At 74.1% G+C, this 19,683-nt stretch carries 23 protein-coding genes; 13 read left to right on the forward strand and 10 right to left on the reverse strand.

Annotation, left to right across the window (positions count from 1 at the left end):
- Positions 1–207: hypothetical protein (locus QWZ14_RS08820; RefSeq protein WP_290316262.1), on the forward strand; the 207-nt coding region annotated here is incomplete at its 5' end.
- 112 nt (positions 208–319) lie between these two features.
- On the opposite strand, the gene QWZ14_RS08825 is transcribed toward QWZ14_RS08820, so the two are convergent.
- Positions 320–787: a septal ring lytic transglycosylase RlpA family protein gene (locus QWZ14_RS08825; RefSeq protein ID WP_290316263.1), complete on the reverse strand. Its 468-nt coding sequence runs from the start codon at positions 785–787 to the stop codon at positions 320–322.
- Between the two features lie 93 nt (positions 788–880).
- Between QWZ14_RS08825 and QWZ14_RS08830 the strand changes: the two genes are divergently transcribed.
- The 4 genes from QWZ14_RS08830 to QWZ14_RS08845 all read left to right on the forward strand — a co-directional run bounded on the left by QWZ14_RS08830 (position 881) and on the right by QWZ14_RS08845 (position 5,565).
- Positions 881–1,870 carry an RluA family pseudouridine synthase gene (locus QWZ14_RS08830; RefSeq protein ID WP_290316264.1) on the forward strand — a complete coding sequence of 330 codons (990 nt, stop codon included), beginning with the start codon at positions 881–883 and terminating at the stop codon, positions 1,868–1,870.
- Positions 1,871–1,951: 81 nt separating this feature from the next.
- Positions 1,952–4,594, forward strand: coding sequence for an AsmA family protein (locus tag QWZ14_RS08835; RefSeq protein ID WP_290316265.1), 2,643 nt, complete (start codon positions 1,952–1,954; stop codon positions 4,592–4,594).
- Positions 4,595–4,597: 3 nt separating this feature from the next.
- Complete coding sequence (locus QWZ14_RS08840; protein ID WP_290316266.1) at positions 4,598–5,302, forward strand: ATP12 family chaperone protein; 705 nt, start codon at positions 4,598–4,600, stop codon at positions 5,300–5,302.
- Positions 5,299–5,565, forward strand: a complete 267-nt coding sequence (locus QWZ14_RS08845; protein WP_290316267.1) for an acylphosphatase — start codon at positions 5,299–5,301, stop codon at positions 5,563–5,565. The genes QWZ14_RS08840 and QWZ14_RS08845 overlap by 4 nt, the downstream gene beginning before the upstream one ends.
- Before the next feature lie 14 nt (positions 5,566–5,579).
- Here the strand turns inward: QWZ14_RS08845 and QWZ14_RS08850 are convergent, their stop codons facing one another.
- Entirely contained in the window at positions 5,580–7,019 is a 1,440-nt protein-coding gene (locus QWZ14_RS08850; RefSeq protein ID WP_290316268.1) for an amidase, read from the reverse strand.
- 120 nt (positions 7,020–7,139) lie between these two features.
- Here QWZ14_RS08850 and QWZ14_RS08855 point away from each other — a divergent pair, with 120 nt between their 5' ends.
- On the forward strand, positions 7,140–7,379 hold the full coding sequence (locus QWZ14_RS08855) for a FitA-like ribbon-helix-helix domain-containing protein (protein WP_290316269.1): 240 nt from the start codon (positions 7,140–7,142) through the stop codon (positions 7,377–7,379).
- The gene (locus QWZ14_RS08860) at positions 7,376–7,774 is read left to right on the forward strand and encodes a type II toxin-antitoxin system VapC family toxin (RefSeq protein ID WP_290316270.1); all 399 of its coding nucleotides are present in this window, start codon (positions 7,376–7,378) and stop codon (positions 7,772–7,774) included. The genes QWZ14_RS08855 and QWZ14_RS08860 overlap by 4 nt, the downstream gene beginning before the upstream one ends.
- On the opposite strand, the gene QWZ14_RS08865 is transcribed toward QWZ14_RS08860, so the two are convergent.
- The 4 genes from QWZ14_RS08865 to QWZ14_RS08880 all read right to left on the reverse strand — a co-directional run bounded on the left by QWZ14_RS08865 (position 7,767) and on the right by QWZ14_RS08880 (position 11,103).
- Positions 7,767–8,828 carry a zinc-dependent alcohol dehydrogenase family protein gene (locus QWZ14_RS08865; RefSeq protein ID WP_290316271.1) on the reverse strand — a complete coding sequence of 354 codons (1,062 nt, stop codon included), beginning with the start codon at positions 8,826–8,828 and terminating at the stop codon, positions 7,767–7,769. The two genes, QWZ14_RS08860 and QWZ14_RS08865, sit on opposite strands and share 8 nt — an antisense overlap.
- Positions 8,829–8,906: 78 nt before the next feature.
- Positions 8,907–9,287 carry a lipocalin-like domain-containing protein gene (locus tag QWZ14_RS08870; RefSeq protein ID WP_290316272.1) on the reverse strand — a complete coding sequence of 127 codons (381 nt, stop codon included), beginning with the start codon at positions 9,285–9,287 and terminating at the stop codon, positions 8,907–8,909.
- A gap of 68 nt (positions 9,288–9,355) precedes the next feature.
- Positions 9,356–9,736: a fluoride efflux transporter FluC gene (locus QWZ14_RS08875; RefSeq protein WP_290316273.1), complete on the reverse strand. Its 381-nt coding sequence runs from the start codon at positions 9,734–9,736 to the stop codon at positions 9,356–9,358.
- Entirely contained in the window at positions 9,733–11,103 is a 1,371-nt protein-coding gene (locus QWZ14_RS08880; RefSeq protein ID WP_290316274.1) for a replication-associated recombination protein A, read from the reverse strand. Before QWZ14_RS08880 ends, QWZ14_RS08875 begins: the two co-directional genes overlap by 4 nt.
- A gap of 107 nt (positions 11,104–11,210) precedes the next feature.
- Here QWZ14_RS08880 and QWZ14_RS08885 point away from each other — a divergent pair, with 107 nt between their 5' ends.
- Together QWZ14_RS08885 and QWZ14_RS08890 are read left to right on the forward strand one after the other, a co-directional pair.
- A complete protein-coding gene (locus QWZ14_RS08885; RefSeq protein WP_290316275.1) occupies positions 11,211–12,188 on the forward strand; it encodes a Bug family tripartite tricarboxylate transporter substrate binding protein in 978 nt (325 codons plus the stop codon).
- A gap of 41 nt (positions 12,189–12,229) precedes the next feature.
- Positions 12,230–12,487: a hypothetical protein gene (locus QWZ14_RS08890; protein ID WP_290316276.1), complete on the forward strand. Its 258-nt coding sequence runs from the start codon at positions 12,230–12,232 to the stop codon at positions 12,485–12,487.
- A 6-nt stretch (positions 12,488–12,493) separates the two neighbouring features.
- Here QWZ14_RS08890 and QWZ14_RS08895 read toward each other — a convergent pair whose 3' ends face one another.
- On the reverse strand, positions 12,494–13,663 hold the full coding sequence (locus QWZ14_RS08895) for an NADH:flavin oxidoreductase/NADH oxidase (RefSeq protein WP_290316277.1): 1,170 nt from the start codon (positions 13,661–13,663) through the stop codon (positions 12,494–12,496).
- 107 nt (positions 13,664–13,770) lie between these two features.
- On the opposite strand from QWZ14_RS08895, the gene QWZ14_RS08900 reads away from it, so the two are divergent.
- The 3 genes from QWZ14_RS08900 (at position 13,771) to QWZ14_RS08910 (ending at position 15,667) form a co-directional block, all read left to right on the forward strand.
- Complete coding sequence (locus QWZ14_RS08900; RefSeq protein ID WP_290316278.1) at positions 13,771–14,478, forward strand: SDR family oxidoreductase; 708 nt, start codon at positions 13,771–13,773, stop codon at positions 14,476–14,478.
- 81 nt (positions 14,479–14,559) lie between these two features.
- Entirely contained in the window at positions 14,560–14,892 is a 333-nt protein-coding gene (locus tag QWZ14_RS08905) for a hypothetical protein (RefSeq protein ID WP_290316279.1), read from the forward strand.
- Positions 14,893–14,977: 85 nt separating this feature from the next.
- The gene (locus QWZ14_RS08910; RefSeq protein WP_290316280.1) at positions 14,978–15,667 is read left to right on the forward strand and encodes an RraA family protein; all 690 of its coding nucleotides are present in this window, start codon (positions 14,978–14,980) and stop codon (positions 15,665–15,667) included.
- Here QWZ14_RS08910 and QWZ14_RS08915 read toward each other — a convergent pair.
- Positions 15,654–16,874 (reverse strand): class I SAM-dependent DNA methyltransferase, encoded by a 1,221-nt coding sequence (locus QWZ14_RS08915; RefSeq protein WP_290316281.1) that lies wholly within the window; start codon positions 16,872–16,874, stop codon positions 15,654–15,656. The two genes, QWZ14_RS08910 and QWZ14_RS08915, sit on opposite strands and share 14 nt — an antisense overlap.
- Before the next feature lie 236 nt (positions 16,875–17,110).
- Between QWZ14_RS08915 and QWZ14_RS08920 the strand changes: the two genes are divergently transcribed.
- The gene (locus tag QWZ14_RS08920) at positions 17,111–17,275 is read left to right on the forward strand and encodes a hypothetical protein (protein ID WP_290316282.1); all 165 of its coding nucleotides are present in this window, start codon (positions 17,111–17,113) and stop codon (positions 17,273–17,275) included.
- A 16-nt stretch (positions 17,276–17,291) separates the two neighbouring features.
- Here the strand turns inward: QWZ14_RS08920 and QWZ14_RS08925 are convergent, their stop codons facing one another.
- Positions 17,292–17,816: an RNA polymerase sigma factor gene (locus QWZ14_RS08925; RefSeq protein ID WP_290316283.1), complete on the reverse strand. Its 525-nt coding sequence runs from the start codon at positions 17,814–17,816 to the stop codon at positions 17,292–17,294.
- A gap of 182 nt (positions 17,817–17,998) precedes the next feature.
- Positions 17,999–19,669: a formate--tetrahydrofolate ligase gene (locus tag QWZ14_RS08930; protein ID WP_290316284.1), complete on the reverse strand. Its 1,671-nt coding sequence runs from the start codon at positions 19,667–19,669 to the stop codon at positions 17,999–18,001.
- Positions 19,670–19,683: the final 14 nt, after the last annotated feature.

Raw genomic sequence — 19,683 nt, forward strand, 5'->3', positions numbered from 1 at the left:
CCGCGCTCCGGCGCCCCGCGTCCGCAGGGCCGCCCCGCGGCCCCGCCGCGCGGCCCCGATGCCGGCCAGACCCGGCGCCGGGCCATGCCGGCCGCCATCGCCACCGTCGGCCGCAAGGACCGCCGCTGGCGCGATGCCGACTTCCGCGAGAGCGGCGCGGCGCCGAGCGCGCGCGACGCCACCTGGCGCGTCGGCGGCGAGGACTGATCGCCCACACCACCCGCAAAAAAGCCCGGGGTCGCAGGACCCCGGGCTTTTTCTTTGTCTGGACCGGACCGGCTGGCTGCGGTCCGGCCGGCGTCACGGCATCGGCCGAGGCTCAGCGCTGGGCGTAGCGCTCGTCCTGGTCCGGCACCTGCACCGGCGTCACCACGACCTGCGCGGTCCCCTGCTCCTTCATGCCCAGCTCCTGCGCGGTGCGCGGGCTGAGGTCGATGACGCGGTTGCGGGCATAGGGCCCGCGATCCTCGACCTTCACCTCGACGGAGCGGCCATTCTCGACATTGGTCACCCGCGCCGTGGTGCCCAGCGGCAGGGTGCGGTGCGCCGCCGAATTCGAGCGCGCGTCGAAGCGCTTGCCATTTGCCATGCGGCGGCCGTTGAAGCGCTGCGCGTAGTAGCTGGCGGTGCCGCGCTGCGATCTGGCGGCACCCGGATGCTGCGGCTTGGCCGCCGCGGCGCGCTGCTGTTGCGGGTTCCGCGCGCGCTCGGCGGCGTCGGCGGAGGACGAAAGATTCGGGGTGGCGACACCCAGAACCATGAGGGCCGCGCCTGCGGCCATGGCCATGATACGTGTCATGCCAGAACTTACGCCTCAACGCGCCGAAGGTTCAGTGCCGGAGTTCGCGGATTGCCCGCGGCCCGTGCTAGAGGGTGGCGCATGACCATCCAGACCAGGACGGTGGCGGAGGCCGAGGCGGATACCCGTCTCGACCGCTGGTTTCGCCGCCACTTCCCGCAACTCACCCAGGGCGCGCTGCAGAAGATGCTGCGCACCGGCCAGATCCGCATCGACGGCAAGCGTGCCGAGGCCAATACCCGCCTCGCCGCCGGCCAGGAGGTGCGCATCCCGCCGCTGCCCGATGGCCCGCCGCCGGCGCGCGACCAGTTCCTCGTCTCCGGCGAGGACGCCGAATGGCTGCAGGGCCTCGTGCTGCACCGCGACGACAGCGTCATCGTGCTGGACAAGCCGCATGGCCTGCCGGTGCAGGGCGGCCCCGGCATCACCCGCCACCTCGACGGCATGCTGGACGCGCTGCGCTTCGGCTACGAGGACCGGCCGCGGCTGGTGCACCGGCTGGACCGCGACACCTCCGGCGTCCTGCTCATCGCCCGCACCCCGGGCGCGGCCGCCTTCCTCGCCAAGGAGTTCCGCGGCCGCGGCGTCGAGAAGACCTACTGGGCCGTGGTCATCCCGAAGCCCGAGCAGAACGACGGCCGCATCGACATCGCCCTGCTGAAGCAGGATGGCCCGCGCGGCGAGCGGGTGATGGCGATGGACGACCCCGATGCCGGCGCCCGCGCCATCACCGATTTCCGCACGCTGGATGCCGCCAAGGGCCGCGCCGCCTGGCTGGAGCTGAAGCCGCTGACCGGCCGCACCCATCAACTGCGCGTGCATTGCGCCGAGGGGCTCGGCACGCCGATCCTCGGCGACGGCAAGTATGGCGGCGCGGCGGCGCACATGGACGGGCTCTCCGCCGAGCTGCACCTGCATGCCCGGGCGCTGCGGCTGCCGCATCCCGAAGGCGGAACATTGGAGGCGGCGGCGGCCCTGCCGCCCCACATGAAGGGAACCTTCGATTTCTTCGGCTTCGAGGCGCCGAAGACCTTGAAGCCGCGACGGCTGGCCCCCGTTTCCCGGCGGTGAACCTCGTGACGGCTGCCGCCTTGACCGACGCCTCGGGGCGCTAGCCCGCCCCGCCGCGCCACCGCCCCTCCGGAGACGCCGATGTCGGATGCCATGCCCCGCCCCACCCGCCGCCCCTGGTTGCGCTGGGGCCTGGGAGGCCTTGCCGTGGTGGTGCTGGTGCCGCTGGCCGGCGCCGCGATCTTCCTCGCCACCTTCGATACCGAGGCGCAGAAGCCGCGCATCATCGCCGCGGTGCAGGCGGCGACCGGCCGGGCGCTGACCCTGGCCGGGCCGATCGGGGTGAAATTCTCCCTGGTCCCGACCCTCACGCTCGAGGATGTGGCGCTGGCCAATGCCCCCGGCGGCAGCCGGCCGGAGATGGCCCGGGTGCGCCGGGTGGAGGTCGAGTTCGCCCTGCTGCCGCTGCTCTCCCGCCGGCTGGACGTCCGGCGGCTGGTGCTTCAGGCGCCCGACATCCTGCTCGAGACCGATGCCGAGGGCCGGCCGAACTGGGCCTTTGCGCCGGACCGCGGCCAGGCCGAAGCCGCCGCCGCCGATACCCCGGCCAACCCGACGGCCAGTCCGGCCGCCGCCCCGGCCGCCGCGGCGCGGGATGCCGGGCGGCGGCTCGGCATCGCGGTGGACCAGGTGGCGGTGACCGATGGCCGGCTCGGCTGGCGCGACGGCCGCACCGGCCAGACCCGCCTGCTGGAGATCGCCAGCCTGCAGACCAAGGCCGCCGGCGCCACCGGCCCGCTGCAGCTGACCGGCCGCTTCGCCCTCGACGGCACCCCCTTCACCCTGGCCGGGGATACCGGCTCGCTGGCCACGCTCACCGACCCGAACCCCGCCAGCCCCTGGCCGCTCCGGCTGGTGCTGGAGGCGGCCGGGGCCCGCATCGCCGCCGAGGGCAGCATCGCCCGGCCGCTGCAGGCCAGCGGCTGGCGGCTGGCGCTCGATGCCCGGGTGCCGGAGCTGCAGCGCCTGGCGCCGCTGCTGCCGGATGTGCCCATGCCGCCGCTGCGCGACCTCACCTTGGTCGCCGGCCTGGCGGATGCCGGCGAGGCGCTGCCCACGGTCAGCGACCTGCGGCTGACGCTCGGCCCGGCAACGCTGGAGGCGCTGCTGCCAGGCCTGCAACTCGCGGGGCTGACCGCGACCATGCCGCGCCAGGACCAGCCGCTGGCCCTGACTGCGGAGGCCACACTGCATGGCCAGCCGCTGCGGCTCGAGGGCAGCCTCGGCGCCCCGGCGCTGGTGCTCGCCGCCCAGCCCTGGCCGCTCGACCTGAAGCTGTCCTCGGGCGCGGCGACCGCGACGCTGGCTGGCAGGATCGCCGATCCCCGGGGGATCACCGGCGTCGACTTGGTCCTGGCGCTGCGGGTGCCGGAACTGGCGGCGCTGGCGCCGCTGGCCGGTGGCCGGCCGCTGCCGCCGGTGCGGGACATCGCACTCGACAGCCGCATCGCCGAGCGCGGCCCGGGCTTCGCCGCCGGCGCCTTCCTGCGGGACCTGCGCTTCGCCTCCTCGGCGGCGGATGCGGCCTCGCCGGAGCTGACCTATGTCATCGGCCAGCGGCGGGGCTTCGCCGGCAGCATCACCTCGACCCGCATCGACCTCGACGCGCTGCGCCCGCCCGAGGCCCCCGGCGCCGCCACGGCCGAGGCCCCCGCCGCGCCGCCGCCGGCGCGCGACCGCCGGGTGATCCCCGACCTGCCGCTGCCGCTGGAGGCGCTGCGGCTGACCGACAGCAGCCTGCGCTGGCAGATCGGCACCCTGGTGACCAGCGGCATCACGCTTGCGGATCTCCGCGGCGCGCTGGTGATCCAGGACGGCAGGGCCCGGCTCGACCCCTTCACCGCCACCCTGCCCGGCGGTCCCGTCAGCCTGCGGGCGGCGGCGGATGTCACCACCACCCCGCCCTCGGTGCAGGTCGCGGCGCTGTCGGCCGGGCTGGACCTGCCGCCGCTGCTGGCGGCGCTACGGCTGCCGGCCGGCACGACTGGGCGGGCGGAATTCGACATCGACATCCGCGGCCAGGGCGACACGCTGCGCGCCGTGGCCGCCGGCGCCGCCGGGCATGTCGGGCTGGGGCTGACCTCGGCACAGGTCGAGCAGGGCTCCGGCGGGCTGCTGGCGCGGCTCTTCGGCGACCTGCGGCGCGGCCTGCCCGAGCTCGGCAACCTCGCCGAGGGCAAGATCGGCATCGCCTGCCTCGCCGGGCGCTGGGCGCTCGAGGGCGGCATCGCCCATACCCAGGCCCTGCTGCTGGACACCACCCTGGGCCGGATCGGCGGCTCCGGCACCGCCAACCTGCGGGACGAGCGGCTGGCGATGCAGCTCAACCTCGACCTGCGGCTGCCGATTCCCGGGGTGAACGCGCTGCGGATCCGCGCGCCGGTGCCGCTCGGCGGCACCTTCGCCCAGCCGCGGCCGGAATTCGGCGCGGTCGCCGCCAGCGGGTTGCTCGGCACCGCCGATGGCCTGCTGCGGACCCCGGGCAACCTGGCCGAGGGCCTGCTCGGGGCGCTGGGCGGGCCGCAGGGCGTGGTGCCCGGGGCCAGCGCCGCGATCGCGGACTGCGGCACCGCGCTGGGCGCGGCCCGCAGCGGCCGGGCCGGGCCGGTGCCGGCCTCCGCGGTGCCGGCCGCGCCCACCCCGGCGCCGGCCGCCGAGGGCCGGGGCGGAACAGCCAACCCGACGCAGGAACTGCTGCGCGGGCTCTTCGGGCGGGGACGCTAGACGATGAAGCGATTCTGGGATGAGGCGAGGCTGGACCCGCAGCCGGAGGGTTTCGGCATCCTGCTCGACGGCAAGCCGCTGCGGATCCCCGGCGGCGGGCCGCTGCTGATGCCGTCGCCGAGGCTGGCCGCGGCGGTCGCCGCCGAATGGGCCGCGGCCGGCGGCGGCGCCCGGGGCGGCGAGATGAGCATGGCCGAGCTGCCGCTCACCCGCCTCGCCGGCACCGCGCAGGAACGCATCGCCGCCGATCCGGCGCCGATGGTCGAGGGCCTGGCGAAATACGCCGAGACCGACCTGCTCTGCTACCGCGCCGCGGATGAGAAGCTGGCGGCCTGGCAGGCGGCGGAATGGCAGCCGCTGCTCGACTGGGCGGCGCTGCAGCACGACGCGCCGCTGCGGGTCACCACCGGCATCATGCCGGTGCCGCAGGACCCGTTGGCGCTGGCGGCGCTGCGCCGGGTGGTCGCCACGCTGTCCCCGACCGAGCTGGTGGCGATGGGCGTGCTGGTGCCCGCCTTCGGCAGCCTGGTGCTGGCGCTGGCCGTGGTGCAGGGCCATATCGCCGCCGCCGAGGGCCACCGGCTGGCGATCCTCGACGAAACCTACCAGGAGGAATTCTGGGGCCTCGATGCCGAGGCCGCCACTCGGCGGCAGCGCATCGCCGAGGACGTGGCGGTGATCGCCCGGCTGCTGGAGCTGGCGGCGTGAACGCCCGTCACCTGCTGATCGAGGGCCGGGTCCAGGGCGTCGGCTACCGCGCCTGGATGGTGCGGGAAGCCCGCCGGCTCGGGCTCAGCGGCTGGGTGCGGAACCTGCCCGGCGGCAAGGTCGAGGCCGTGGTGGCCGGGCCCGAGCCGGCGGTGCAGGCGCTGCTGACCGCCTGCCGGCGCGGCCCGCTGCTGGCCCGGGTCGATGGCATCGAGGAGGATTTCGCCGCCCTGCCCGAGGCCGACGGCTTCCATCAGCGCTGACCGCGGCCGGCGCCTCAGCCCTCCACCGGCGGCACCACCCCGGGCTTCGGGGCGATCGGCACCGCCTTGTCCAGCCCTGATGCCGCCTCGAACATCGCCGCCGCCCGCAGCGCCCGCGCATCCTGCCGCGGCGGTGCCGCGACCTGCAACCCGACCGGCCGGCCGTACTGGTCGAACCCCGCCGGCACCGCGACGGCCGGGCAGCCCGCCAGGGTGATCGCGGCATTCAGCATCGACGCCGCCATGTAGTTCTCGAGCTTCTTGCCCGCGACGCTTTCGGGGTGCCGCAGCATCACGTCGAAGGCCGGCGTCGCCGCCCCCGGCGTCACCAGCACGTCGAAGCGGCCGAAGAAGTCCGCCAGCCGGCGGTACCAGGCCGCCCGCTCACGCTCGGCCCAGGCCAGCTGGCTCGGCGTCGCGGCCAGGCCGCGTTCGGTGTTCCAGATGATGTCGGGCTTCAGCAGCGCACGGTGAGAGTGCAGCTGCAGCTCACGGTCCACCACGAAATGCTGGCTGCGCAGCACCAGAAAGGCCTCCTGCAGCGCGGCCAGCTCGGGTGCCGCGTGCTCCACCGTGCAGCCGGCGTCGGTGAAGCGCCGCACCGCCGCCTCGCAGATCGCCCGCGTCTCCCGGTCCACCGGCAGGGCGCCGTTGAAATCGGCGGTGAAGGCGACGCGCAGCGGCCGCGGCGCCAGGGAGGCCCCATAGGCGACCGCCGGCGCCTCATAGGTCAGCGGGTCGCGGATGTCCCAGCCCGCCATGGTATCGAGGAACAGCGCGACATCCGCCACGCAACGCCCCATCGGCCCCTGCACCGAGAGCGGCGAGAAGAGGTTGTTCGGCGTCCCCCGCGTCACCCGCCCCGGCGAGGGCCTGAGGCCCACCACGCCGCAATAGGTCCCGGGCCGCCGCAGGCTGCCGGCATGGTCGCTGCCATGCGCCAGCCAGGCCTCCCCGGTGGCGACCGAGACGGCGCCGCCGCCGGTGCTGCCGCCGCAGGTCAGCGCGGTGTTCCAGGGGTTGCAGGTGCGGCCGAAGACCTCGTTGAAGGTGGAGCCGCCGGCACCGAACTCGGGCGTATTGGACTTGCCGATGACGATGCCGCCCAGCGCCTCGATCCGCGCGACCAGCGGATGCGAGGCGGTCGGCACATGGTCGCGGAAGATCGGCGAGCCGTAGGTGGTCCGCACCCCCGCCACGTCGGTCAGGTCCTTGATGGACACGGGCAGCCCGGCGAGCCAGCCGGGATGCTCAGCGTTCTCCGCACCTTCCCCGGCCATGATGCGCTTCGCATGGTCCCGCGCCCGGTCGAGGCAGAGGGTCGGCAGCGCATTCACCGCCGGCTCGACCTCGGCGATGCGGGCGGCAGCGGCCTCGACCAGCTCCAGCGGCGAGACCTCGCGGCGCTTCAGCCGGGCCACGGCCTCGGTGGCGGTCAGGGCGATGAGGGACATGGGCGCGCTCCGGCGTTGCGTCCCGCATTGCAGCCCCGGCCGGGCGCGGGCGCAATCCGCGCTGGAAAATCCTGCCCCACCACCCTATGCTATCACCCTGATAGCAACCTGGGTGACCCGATGCCCCAGCTTCTCGTCCGCAACCTCGACGACACCGTTGTCGCCAGGCTGAAGTCCATGGCCGCCGCGCACGGCCGCAGCCTGGAGGCCGAGGTGCGCGACATCCTTGGCCATGCCGCGCGAAACCGGCGGCAGGAGGCGCTGGAAGCGCTCCGCGTCATCCGCGCCAAGAGCCGCCCGTGGCAGCCCGGTGAGCCGACCGCCGCGGAGATGATCCGCGAGGATCGCGACAGCCGTTGATCTTGGTTGTCGATGCCTCGCTGGCGGTGAAGGTCATCACCGCCGAGCCGGGCAGCGAGGCGGCCGATGCCTTCCTCGAGGGCCATACCCTCCTCGCGCCGGAACTGATCCTGGCCGAGGTTTCCAACGCCCTTTGGCGCAAGGTCCGGATGGGCAGCCTGACGCCGGCGCTGGCCCGGACGGCGGTGGCGCAGTTGCAGGACTGGCTCGAACCCCTCGTCCCCCTGCACGACCTCGCCGCCCAGGCCCTCGACCTCGCCCTCCGCCGCGACCACCCGGTCTACGACTGCACCTACGTCGCCCTGGCGATGCGGCAGGCGGCGCCGCTCGCCACCGGCGACCGCCGCCTCGCGGAGCGCTTCGCCGGTGACGCCGACATCCGGCTGATCAGTTAGGCAGGATCACGCCCTTGCCGGTGTTCTGCTGGTCGAACAGCACATAGGCCTCGGCCGCCTGGTCCAGGGTCCAGCGATCGGTGAACAGCTTGTCCACCTGCACCCCGCGGTCGGCGATGTAGCGCGCGCATTCGCCCTGGATGACGGTCGAGAAGGTCCAGGACCCCACCAGCGTCACCTGCCGCCGCAGCATGTCCGGGCTGACGTCGAGCGTGACCTCGCCGCCCTCGCCGACGTAGCAGGCGGTGCCCCAGGTCCTGACGCAGCGCACCGCCTGCGCCCGCGCCTGCGGCGAGGACGACGCATCCAGCGACCGGTGCGCCCCGAGCCCATGCGTCGCATCCTTGATGGCGCCGACGATGTCGTTGCATTCCATCGGGTTGATCAGCACCTCGGCGCCGAATTCCTTGGCGCGGGCCAGCCGCTCCGGGCTGGTATCCAGCGCGATGACCCGCGCGCCCATGGCGGCGGCCAGCTGCGTCGCCGAAAGCCCGACCGGGCCCTGGCCGAAGATCGCGATGGTATGGTCGCCCTGCAGCCCGATCCGCTGCAGCGCCCCCCAGGCGGTGCCGGTGCCGCAGGAGATCGCTGCGCCGGTCTCGAAGGAGAGCTCGTCCGGCAGCGTCACCACGGTGCGCGCCGGGCATTTCATGTACTTGGCGTGGGCGCCGTGGCCGGTCGCGCCGAAGACCTGGTCGACCCCGTCGTCGCAGAGCTGCATCCAGCCGGTCGAGCATTGCGGGCAGACGCCGCAGCCGACGTAGTGGTGCTGCATCACCCGCTGGCCGATATGCGCCTGCTTCGGCGAGACGTTCTTGCCGACCGCCACCACCACGCCGCAGGGCTCGTGTCCGCGGATGATCGGCCCGGAGATGCCCTTGGTGAAGCCGAGGTTGGCGGCGCCGCCCGAGGCCGGCGCGCGGTAGTACTTCAGGTCGCTGCCGCACATGCCGGAGGCCTTGATCTCCAGCACCACCTCATCCGGCCCCGGCGTCGGGTCCGGGAAATCCTGCAACGCCAATTGGCGGTCACCGAGAAAGACCACGCCCTTCATGGATTGATTCCTCCGTTGCGGGCGGCTTGCCGTCGCCCGATGCCCGCATGATGGCGCAGCCGGGCGCGGTGGCAAGCCTCAGGCGAGCCTCTCCCAGACCAGCTCCGGCTGCTGCATCACCCCCTGGTGCAGCCGCGGCGGCGGCACCAGCACGACGTGCTCGCCCTCCGACCGCACCTGGCGAATCTGGTCGGTGCCCATCCGCGCCGGGTCGGAACAGCCATCGACCCGCGTCACCAAGGTGGCGCCATCGAAGGTCCAGGGACCGGTGTAGGAGGTATAGAAACGCGCCTCACCCGCCGCCGGCGGCCGGCTGTCGCCCAGCACCGCCATCATCCGCGTGGGCTCGAAGGTCACCACCCCCATCGGCAGGTGGCCGTACTGGGACGGCACCTCCCGCCCCTCCGGATCGAAGGCGCGCACCGCCACCAGCCGCCAGGTGCCGAGCATCGAAAGCATGGATCATTCCCCCCATTTTCTGGGGGCGATGGTGGCCGCACCCCGGCCGCAATGGAAGCCGCGGCGGACTAGCCCTCGACCAGCCGTCGCGCCACCACGAAGCAGGCCCCGAAGGCCGCCAGCCCCAGCCCCAGGCTCGCCACCACATAGACCACGCCGAGCCACCATTCCCGCTCCCACAGCAGCCCCGTCTCCAGGCTGAAGGCGCTGAAGGTGGTGAAGCCCCCCAGCATTCCGGTCACCAGCAGCAGTCGCGGATTGCCGCCGAGTGCGATCCCGCCGCAGACCCCGATCGCCGCACTGCCGATGACATTCACCGCCAGCGTCCCCCAGGGAAAGCCGGTGCCGAAGGCCTCCAGCGCCAGCAGGGAGATGACGTAGCGCAGCACCGAGCCGATCGCCCCACCCGCCGCCACCAGCAGCACCGGCACCAGTTCCAGCCCGGTCATTGACGTGCCTTCTCCGCCCGGATCGCCGCCCAGCGCTCCAGCCGCTCGCCGATCGCCGCCTCCGCGCCGCGGTCGCTCGGCCGGTAGAAGGCCCGCCGCCGCATGCCCTCGGGGAAGTAATCCTGGCCGGAGAAGGCGCCGTCCGTGTCGTGGTCGTAGGCATAGCCGGCGCCGTAGCCGAGCCCCTGCATCAGCTTGGTCGGCGCGTTCAGGATATGCTTCGGCGGCATCAGGCTGCCGGTCTCCTTCGCCGCCCGCTGCGCCTCGCCCCAGGCGACATAGACCGCATTCGACTTCGGCGCGGTGCCGAGGTGCACCACGAGCTGCGCCAGCGCCAGCTCCCCCTCCGGCGAGCCCAGCCGCTCGTAGGTCTCCCAGGCGGCGATCGCCAGCGGCAGCGCCCGAGGGTCGGCCATGCCGACATCCTCCGCCGCGAAGCGGGTCAGCCGGCGGGCGATGTAGCGCGGGTCCTCTCCGCCCTGGATCATCCGGGCGAACCAGTAGAGGGCAGCATCCGGATCGGAGCCGCGCAGCGACTTATGCAGCGCCGAGATGAGGTTGTAGTGCTCCTCCCGGTCCTTGTCGTAGAGCGCCGCCCGCTTCGCCAGCAGCTCGCCGAGCCCCACCGCGTCCAGCACCGGCTGATCCGTGGGTAGCGCCAGCAACTGCTCGGCCAGGTTCAGCAGGTAGCGCCCGTCGCCATCCGCCATGGCGCGCAACGTTGCCCGCGCCGTCTCATCGAGCGGCAGGCCGCGCCCGGCCTCCGCGGCCGCCCGCGCCAGCAGCAGCTCCAACGCCGCGTCGTCGAGGCGCTTGAGGACCAGCACCTGGCAGCGCGACAGCAGCGCGCCGTTCAGCGCGAAGCTCGGGTTCTCCGTCGTGGCGCCGACCAGGGTCACCGTCCCGTCCTCGACCACCGGCAGGAAGCCATCCTGCTGCGCCCGGTTGAAGCGATGGATCTCGTCGACGAAGAGCAGCGTCCCCTGCCCCGCCCGGCGCCGCTGCCGCGCCTCCTCGAAGGCCCGCTTCAGATCGGCCACGCCCGAGAACACGGCCGAGAGCGAGACGAAGACCAGCCCGGCACGCTCGGCCAGCAACCGGGCGATGGTGGTCTTGCCCACCCCCGGCGGCCCCCAGAGGATCAGCGAGGCGAGCGAGCCCCGCGCCAGCATGCCCGAGAGCGACCCGGCCGGCCCCACCAGATGGTCCTGCCCCACCACCTCCTCCAGCTCGCGCGGCCGCAGCCGGTCGGCCAGCGGGCGCGGCCCGACCGGCACCTCCACCCGGGGCGAGGGCGGCGCATCGGCGCCGAAGAGGTCGGGTGGGGCGGCGGGGGTGGCCGGGGGGGCAGGGCGGCGCGCGGGCATGGCGGCAGTATAGCCCCGCTGCGCCCGGCTGGCGCCCCACCGGCCGCCGGGCTTGGCGCGACCGCTGCGGCGCCGGCATGATGCGGCCGGCAGGTGGGAGAGCCGACATGCGGCGCATCATCGGACGACGTTCGGCGCTGGCGCTCGCCGCCGCCGCAACCCCGGCCCTGGCCCAGTCCCCCTCCCCGGCCTGGCCGGTCCGGCCGCTCCGCATCATCGTCGCCTGGCCCGCCGGCGGCAGCGTCGATGCGCCGATGCGCCTCGTCGCCGGCCCGGTGCAGGCCGCCCTCGGCCAGCCCGTGGTCATCGAGAACCGCGCCGGCGCCGCGGGCTCCATCGGCGCCGCCGCCGTCGCCCAGGCGGCACCCGATGGCTATACGATCCTCGCCGATGCCAGCACCCAGGCCGCCAATCCGGCGCTGATGCAGGGGCTGTCCTTCGACTACGCCACCGCCTTCGCCCCGGTGACGCAGCTCACCGCCGGCCCCGGCATGCTGGTGGTCCGCGCCGATGGGGGGCCGGAGACGCTGGCGGCGCTCATCGCCCGGCTCCGCGGCGCCGGGGCGCCGCTGCCCTATGCCTCCTCCGGCACCGGCACCGCCTCCCACCTCGCCTCGGTCATCCTGCTGCGCCAGGCCGGCGCCGCCGCCCAGCACATCCCCTATCGCGGCAGCCCGCTGCAGGTGCAGGCGATGCTCTCGGGCGAGGTGCTTTTTACCTTCATCAGCATCCCCGCCGTCGCCGGGCTGGTGCGGGAAGGCCGGCTGCGCGCCCTGGCGGTCTCCGGCGCCCGCCGCCTGGCCGGCTTCCCGGAGGTCCCGACCGTCGCCGAGCAGGGCTTCCCCGGCTTCGCCCTGACCGAGTGGCAGGGGCTTTTCGTCCCCGCCGGCACGCCGGCGCCCATCATCGCCCGCATCGCCGGGGCAGCCCATGCCGGGCTGCGCGACCCGCCGGTGCGGGAGAGGCTGCAGTCCCTCGGCCTCGAGGTGGTGGGCGAAGGCCCCGCGGCACTCGCCGCCTTCCTGGCGGAACAGCGCCGCCGCCTCGCCGCCCTGGTCGCGGCCGAGGGCATTCGCCTCGATTGAGCGGCGCGGTCACGATGCGCGCCATCCGGCGTTGGGGGAGGATGAGCAGTCCCATCACCCTCCTGCCGCACCTCGCCTTCCTGGCGCTGGCCATCCTGGCCGCCGTCATCGCCGGCCTCGCCGCCGCCCGGGCACTGCAGCCGGGTCAGCACGCCCTCAACCTCGGGGCGGCGGTCTTCCTCGGCCAATTCCTCGGCTTCGTCGCCCTGGCCGCCCTCGGCCTGCCCAGCCTCCTGGCGCAGGGCACGGCGCTCGGCCTCGGGGTCGTCGCCAGCATGGCGAAGCCCGGGCCGGCCTGAGCCCCGTCAGGCGCCCAGCGTCTCCCGGTAGGTGCTCGGCACCATGTCCTTCACCTGCCGCGCCCGCTTCTCCAGCCAATAGGCCTGGGGCGGCGGCACCAGGGCGAATTCCGGGTCGACGCCCAGCTTCTGTGCCGCATCCATCGGCCAGTTCGGGTTGTACAGCAGCTCCCGCGCCAGGGCGATCAGGTCGGCCTCGCCGCGCTGCAGGATGCCCTCGGCCTGGTCGGCATGCACGATCAGCCCGACCGCCATGGTGAGGATTCCGGTCTCGCGCCTGATCTTGGCCGCATAGGGCACCTGGTAGCCGTAGGTGATCGGCCCGGCGCTCACCACCGGCGCCCCGCGCATGCCGCCCGAGGAGCAGTCGATCACATCCACCCCCTTGGCCTTGACCAGCGCCGAGAGGCGGGAGGAGGCATCCGGGTCCCAGCCCGCGTCGTCATCCACCGAGAGGCGCAGGAACAGCGGCTTGTGCTGCGGCCAGACCGCCCGCACCGCCTCGGTGATCTCGAGGCAGAAGCGCATCCGGTTGAGCTCGGTCCCGCCGTAGTCGTCGTTCCGCAGGTTGCTGAAGGGCGAGAGGAATTGGTGGATCAGGTAGCCATGCGCGCCATGGATCTCGAGCACCTCGAACCCCGCCTGGTCCGCCCGCCGCGCCGCATCGGCCCATCGCCCGACCAGCACCTGCACCTCCGCCCGGGTCAGCCCGCGCGGCACCGGGTCGCTGTCCGGGCTGTTGACCGCCGAGGGCGCCACCAGCTCCCACTCCTCCCAGGGGCCCGCCTCGGCCTCGACCGCATCGGTCCGGACCAGCGGCCGCCCCCCTTCCCAGGGCCGGAACCGCCGCGCCTTGCGCCCGGAATGGCCGAGCTGGATGCCGGCGACCGAGCCATGCGTCCTGATGAACTCGACGCAGCGCGCCAGGCCGGGGATATGCGCATCGTCCCAGAGCCCGAGGTCGCCCACGGTGCCGGCGCCGCGCCGCTCCACCTTGGTGCTCTCCATGATGACGAGCCCGGCGCCGCCGGCGGCGTAGCGCCCGGCATTCATCAGGTGCCAGTCGGTGGCGAAGCCGCGGATGGCGGCATACTGGTGCATCGGCGCCACCACGGCGCGGTTCTTCAGGGTCACCCCCCGGATGGTCATGGGCGTGAACAGCAGCGGCGCGGTCATCGGCGGGGTCCCCTCGGTGCTTCGCCGCCATGCTACGCCGCTTCGGCCGCACGGAAACCCGCCCCGCCCGCCGCGTTGCCGCGGCGGTAACCGAAGGACCGCAGCCCATGCCCATCCCGCACCCCGTGGCCCTGGTCACCGGCGCCGCCCGGGGCATCGGCCGCGCCGTCGCCGCCCGCCTCGCCCGGGACGGCTGGCAGGTGGTCGCCGCCGACCGCGACCCGGGCGAGGCCGCCCCGCCCGGCCGCAGCGTCCGCGCCGATGTCGCGGACGAGGCCGCGGTCGCCCGCCTGGTCCAGGGCATCGCCGAGCAGGAAGGCCGGCTCGACGCCCTGGTCTGCAACGCCGGCTTCATGATCCGCAAGCCGCTCGGCACGCTGACGCTGGCGGAGTGGAACGCCGTGCTCGGCACCAACCTCACCAGCACCTTCCTGCTGGTCCGGGCCGCCGAGGCGATGCTGCGCGCCGGCCGCGGCGCCGTCGTCACCATCGCCTCCACCCGCGCCCACCAGTCGGAGCCGGATACCGAGAGCTACAGCGCCTCCAAGGGCGGGCTGCTGGCCCTGACCCATGCCCTTGCCGTCAGCCTCGGCCCCGAGGTGCGGGCCAATTGCGTCAGCCCCGGCTGGATCGAGACCAGGGGCGAGGCGCTGCGGCCCGAGGACCATGCCCAGCACCCCGCCGGCCGCGTCGGCACGCCGGAGGACGTGGCCGCCCTGGTCGCCTGGCTGGTCGGGCCCGAGAGCGGCTTCGTCACCGGCGCCGAGTTCCTGACCGACGGCGGCATGACGCGGCGGATGCGCTACGTCGAATAGGGCCTGGCCCGCCCGGGCCGGCTTGACGCTTCCTCAACCACCTCGCGGCATCCTGCCCCGGCCATGGATGCGGAGGCGGGGATGGAACTCGGCTACAGCCCGAACGGGGAGGCATTCGTCGCCCGCTACGAGCCCGGCGACATGGTGCTGCTGCACCGGAGCGAGCCCGGCGACCTGGCCCAGGGCCAGGTCGGCGACTGGGGCAAGGTGGTGGCGGTGGGGGCCGGCGGCCTGCTCACCATCCGCATCGCCGGCTATGCCCTGCCGAAGGACGCCGGGCTGGCGACGCTGTCCGACATCCCCGCCCGCCGCGTCCGCCCCTGCTCGCCCCGCGGGGAGGCGCTGATCCTGCCGCCCCGGATCCCCGACGGGAAGCTCTGGGGCGCCCGCATCGGCCGCCTGCCCAGCCGCTGAACCCCGCCGGGCCGCCCGTCTTGCCGCCCGTCTTGTCCCAGTGGGGCCGCCGCGCAAAGCTGCGCCACCTGCTGGGGGATCCGCCATGCTCGACAACCCGCCGCTGCTGACCATCCACCGCGGCCACCGCCGCCCGGAGCCCGCCCTGCTGGACCGCTTCCGCGGCGCCCAGACCTCGCACCTGGTCGATGCCATGGCGGGACGCGGCGCCATGGACTGGCAGATCAAGCCGCTCGACCCCGGCTGCGCCGCCTTCGTCGGCCCGGCGCTCACCGCCTTCGCCTATCCCGCCGACATCGTCGGCGTCTACGGCGCCATGGGCGAGGCCCGGCCCGGCGACGTGGTGGTGGTGGCGAACGACAGCTTCCGCGCCGCCGCCGTCTTCGGCGACCTGGTCGCCGGCATGATGAAGAACATCGGCATCGCCGCCTTCGTCACCGAGGGCCTGGCCCGCGACAAGGCGGGCATCCTGGCGGTCGGGATGCCGGTCTTCGCCGCCGGCATCGTCCCGACCTCCCCCGCCGGCAACGGCCCGGGCGTGGTCGGCGCCCCCATCGTCTGCGGCGGCCTCGCGGTGCGCTCCGGCGACATCGTCGTCGGCGACGCCGACGGCGTGGTGGTGGTGCCGCTGGAGCAGGCCGAGGTGGTGCTCGACGCCCTGGACGCCGTCCGCGCCGCCGAGGCCCGGGCGATCGCGGCGGTCGAGGCCGGCGCCACCGGCAACGACAGGATGCGCCGCCTGCTGGCCGAGGCGCGCATCCTCACCGCCGGCTGAGGACGAACAGCGCCCCGGCCACCGGCCGGCCCTTCTCGGTGCGCAGGCTGGCCTCGCGCTGCGCCACCGGCGCCAGCCCGGCCGCCGCGGCCAGCGCCAGCACATGCGCCGGGTCGTGGCGGAAGCGCATCGCCTCCCCCAGGGCGAAGGGCGCCCCCGCCCCGGCCTCGACCGAGAAGGCGGCCCAGCCGCCCGGCACCAGCGCCCCGGCGATCGCCGCCAGCGCCGGCCCGAGGTCGCCGAGGTAGTTCAGCACATCCGCCGCCGCCACCAGGCCGAAGGCGCCCGGCCGCCCCGGCAGCCAGTCCAGCAGGTCGGCCTCGTGCAGGGCATGGTAGAGCCCGCGCCGGCGGGCCTCGGCCAGCATCCGCGGCGAGAGGTCGAGCCCTTCCAGCCGCCGCGCGAGGGGCGCCAGCGCCACCCCCGATAGCCCGGTGCCGCAGCCGAGGTCGAGCACCGCCAGCGCCCGGGCCGGCACCACCCCCGCCTCGGCCAGCAGCCCGGCCAGCAGCGCCGGCGTGGCATAGCCCAGCGCCCCGGTGAGCTCGGCCTCGAAGCGGGGGGCGAATTGGTCGAAGAGGTCGCGCACATAGGCCGCCGGCGCCCGGGCCGGCGTGGTGCCGCGGCCGAGGGCGGCCAGCAGGAACTCGGCCTGCGCCGCCAGCTCGGGCCGGTCCTCCGACCGCGCCAGCGCCGCCTCGGCCGCCGCCGCCGCCCCGGCCGCATCGCCCGCCTCCCGCCGGGCATGGGCCAGTGCCAGCTGCGGCTCCGGCGCCGCCGGCAGCAGCCGGGCGGCGGCCTCGCGCGCCGCCAGGGCGGCGGCGGCATCGCCCAGCGCGCAGAGCGCCTGGCCGAGGTTGCGCAGGGTCACCGCATCCTCAGGCCGCCGCGCCAGGGCGGCCCGCAGCGCCGCCACCGCCTCCGCCAGCCGCCCCGCCTCGGCCAGGGCGGCGCCGCGGTTGGCCAGGAAGATCGCGGTTTCCGGCTGCTGCGCCAGGGCGCGCTCGGTGTGCCGCAGCGCCCCGGCGACGTCGCCGCGCTGCCGCGCCAGCACGCCGAGCAGGTTATGCGCATTGGGGTCCTGCGGCGCCGCCTTCAGCACCTGGCGGTAGAGCCGCTCGGCCGCCGCCAGGTCGCCGGCGGCATGGCGGGCGGCGCCGGCGCGGAGCAGGGCCTGGGGATCACGCGTGGTGCTGGGGGAAGCCATGGCGGCAGTCTGCGGCGTGGCGCCCATGGCGGCAACGCCACAGTCGATCAAGGTTAAATCGAAATCACGTTTCTGTGGTTGCGGCGGCAGAATGCCACCCTTAGGTTGAAGCGCGGAGGCCAGTCCCACCCTGTGTCCATCCCGGTCCCTCGATGCCCGAAAAGTCCAAACACAATGCCGCAGCCGTGGCGGAACCGTCGCCCGTATCCGAGCGTAAAGATCCGATGTTGATCGCGATGCCGACACCCCCGCAGCCTCCGCCGCATTTCGCGTCCTCGGACGATGCCGTCTTCGACGCCTGGCTCCGCCGGGCGCTGGTGCAGGCGCATGACAGCGTCCTGCAGGATCCGGTGCCGGAGCGCCTGCTCCGCATCCTGCAGACCCCGTCGCAGAACTCCTGAGGCTGGGCGGCGGGCCCTAGGGGCTGCCACCCTCTTCCCCGGGCTCCAGGCCAATGCCCTGCCGGAGCGCCTCGCGGGCCCGCGACAGCCGCGACCGCAGCGTGCCCGGCGGCACGTTCAGGATGCGGGCGGCCTCGGAATAGTCGAGCCCCTCGACCACCACCAGCCAGAGCGCCTCGCGATGGATCGAGGCGAGCTGGCGGAAGGCATTCGCCACGTCCCGCATGGCCTGACGTTCCTCCTGGCCGCCGGAGACGGCCGCTTCCGGCAGGGTCTCCGCCTCGAGGATCGGGCTGCGGGCGGCGCGCCGTGCCGCCGCGGCACGGGCATGACGGAGGATGGTGAAGAGCCAGGCGCGCAGGTTGGTGCCCGGCTCGAACTGAGCCTGGGCCGCGATGGCACGGAGCAGGGTTTCCTGCACCAGGTCGTCGGCTTGGTCCCCGCCCCGGGTCAGCACCCGGGCGAAGCGTCTCAGTCGGGGTATTTCGGCAGCGATCGCGGTCGCGAGTGCGTCCGGCCCGGGCGCCCTATCCTCCTGCATACGGTATCGGCAGCCCCCTCTACGCCTGGCATTGCGACGGGGGCGGACAGTAAACCAAGCCCGCGTCGGGATGGGCGGAGGTAGAGACACCCTTGCGTGTAGCCTAGGGGGGACGTCTGCACGCTTGCGTGGGAAAGCGGCAGCGGCGCGATCTCGGGGTCCGGCAGCGCGCCTTCCGGGGGTCAGAACAGCCCTTCGATGCCGCCTTCGGCATTGAGGCCGATGCTCTCGGCCGCCGGCCGGCGGGGCAGGCCGGGCATGGTCATGATCTCGCCGCAGATCGCAACAACGAAGCCTGCGCCTGCGGAAAGCCTGACATCGCGCACTGGCAGCACATGGCCCGTGGGGGCGCCGAGCGCCGTCGGGTCGGCGCTGAAGCTGTACTGGGTCTTGGCGATGCAGACCGGGACATGCGCGAATCCCTGTTCCTCGAAGCGACGCAACCGTGCGGCGATCGCAGATGGGATCTGCACATCCGAAGCACGATAGACCTCCCGCGCCACGGTGCGGATCTTCTCCGCCAGCGGCAGCGAATCGGGATAGAGCGGCGCGAAGCGTGCCTCCCCGGCCTCGAGCCGGCGCAGCACCGCGCGGGCCAGGTCGGCCGCGCCGCGGCCGCCATCCGCCCAATGGGTGCAATGCACCGCCTCGGTCCCGAGCGCCGCCATCGCCTCCTGCACCGCGGCGATCTCGGCCGGGGTGTCGCTGGTGAAGGCATTCAGCGCCACCACCACCGGCAGGCCGAATTTCTGCATGTTCTCGACATGCCGGGCGAGGTTCACCATCCCCCGCCGCAGCGCCGCCACGTCCTCCGTCCCGAGCGCCGCCTTGGCGACGCCGCCATGCATCTTCAGCGCCCGGACGGTGGCCACCACCACGCAGGCCCCGGGCGACAGCCCGGCGCTGCGGCACTTGATGTCGAGGAATTTCTCCGCCCCGAGGTCGGCGCCGAAGCCCGCCTCGGTCACCACCACATCGGCCAGCGACAGGCCGAGCTTCGTCGCCATCACGCTGTTGCAGCCATGCGCGATATTGGCGAAGGGCCCGCCATGGACCAGCGCGGGCGAGCCCTCGATGGTCTGCACCAGGTTCGGCGCCAGCGCATCCCGCAGCAGCGCCGCCATGGCGCCATCCGCCTTCAGGTCGCGCGCCGTGACCGGCACGCCCTCCCGCGTGGTGCCGACGATGATCCGGCCGAGGCGGGCCTGCAGGTCCTCGAGGTCGGTCGCCAGGCAGAAGATCGCCATGACCTCGGAGGCCACGGTGATGTCGAAGCCGTCCTCGCGCGGGAAGCCGTTGGCGACGCCGCCGAGCGAGGTGACCGTGGCGCGCAGCGCCCGGTCGTTCATGTCCATGCCGCGCCGCCAGGTGATGCGCCGCTCATCCAGGCCGAGGCTGTTGCCCCAGTAGATGTGGTTGTCGATCATCGCCGCCAGCAGGTTGTTGGCGCTGGTGATGGCGTGGAAGTCGCCGGTGAAGTGGAGGTTGATGTCCTCCATCGGCAGCACCTGGGCATAACCGCCCCCCGTCGCCCCGCCCTTCACCCCGAAGCAGGGGCCGAGCGAGGGCTCGCGCAGGCAGATCATGGTCTTCGTGCCCAGCGCGTTCAGCGCGTCGCCGAGCCCGACTGTCGTGGTGGTCTTGCCCTCCCCGGCCGCGGTCGGGTTGATGCCGGTGACCAGCACCAGCTTGCCCTCCCGCTGTGCCGCCTGGCCGGCCAGGAAGCCGAAATCCACCTTGGCCTTGTACTTGCCGTAGGGGATCAGCGCCGCCTCCGGGATGCCGGCGCGGGCGGCGATCTCGCCGATGGGCCGGAGGGTCGCGGCCCGCGCGATCTCGAGGTCGGATGCCATGGCCTGTTGCCTCC

It is taken from the genome of Paeniroseomonas aquatica, from assembly GCF_030409335.1.
Lineage (GTDB): Bacteria > Pseudomonadota > Alphaproteobacteria > Acetobacterales > Acetobacteraceae > Belnapia > Belnapia aquatica.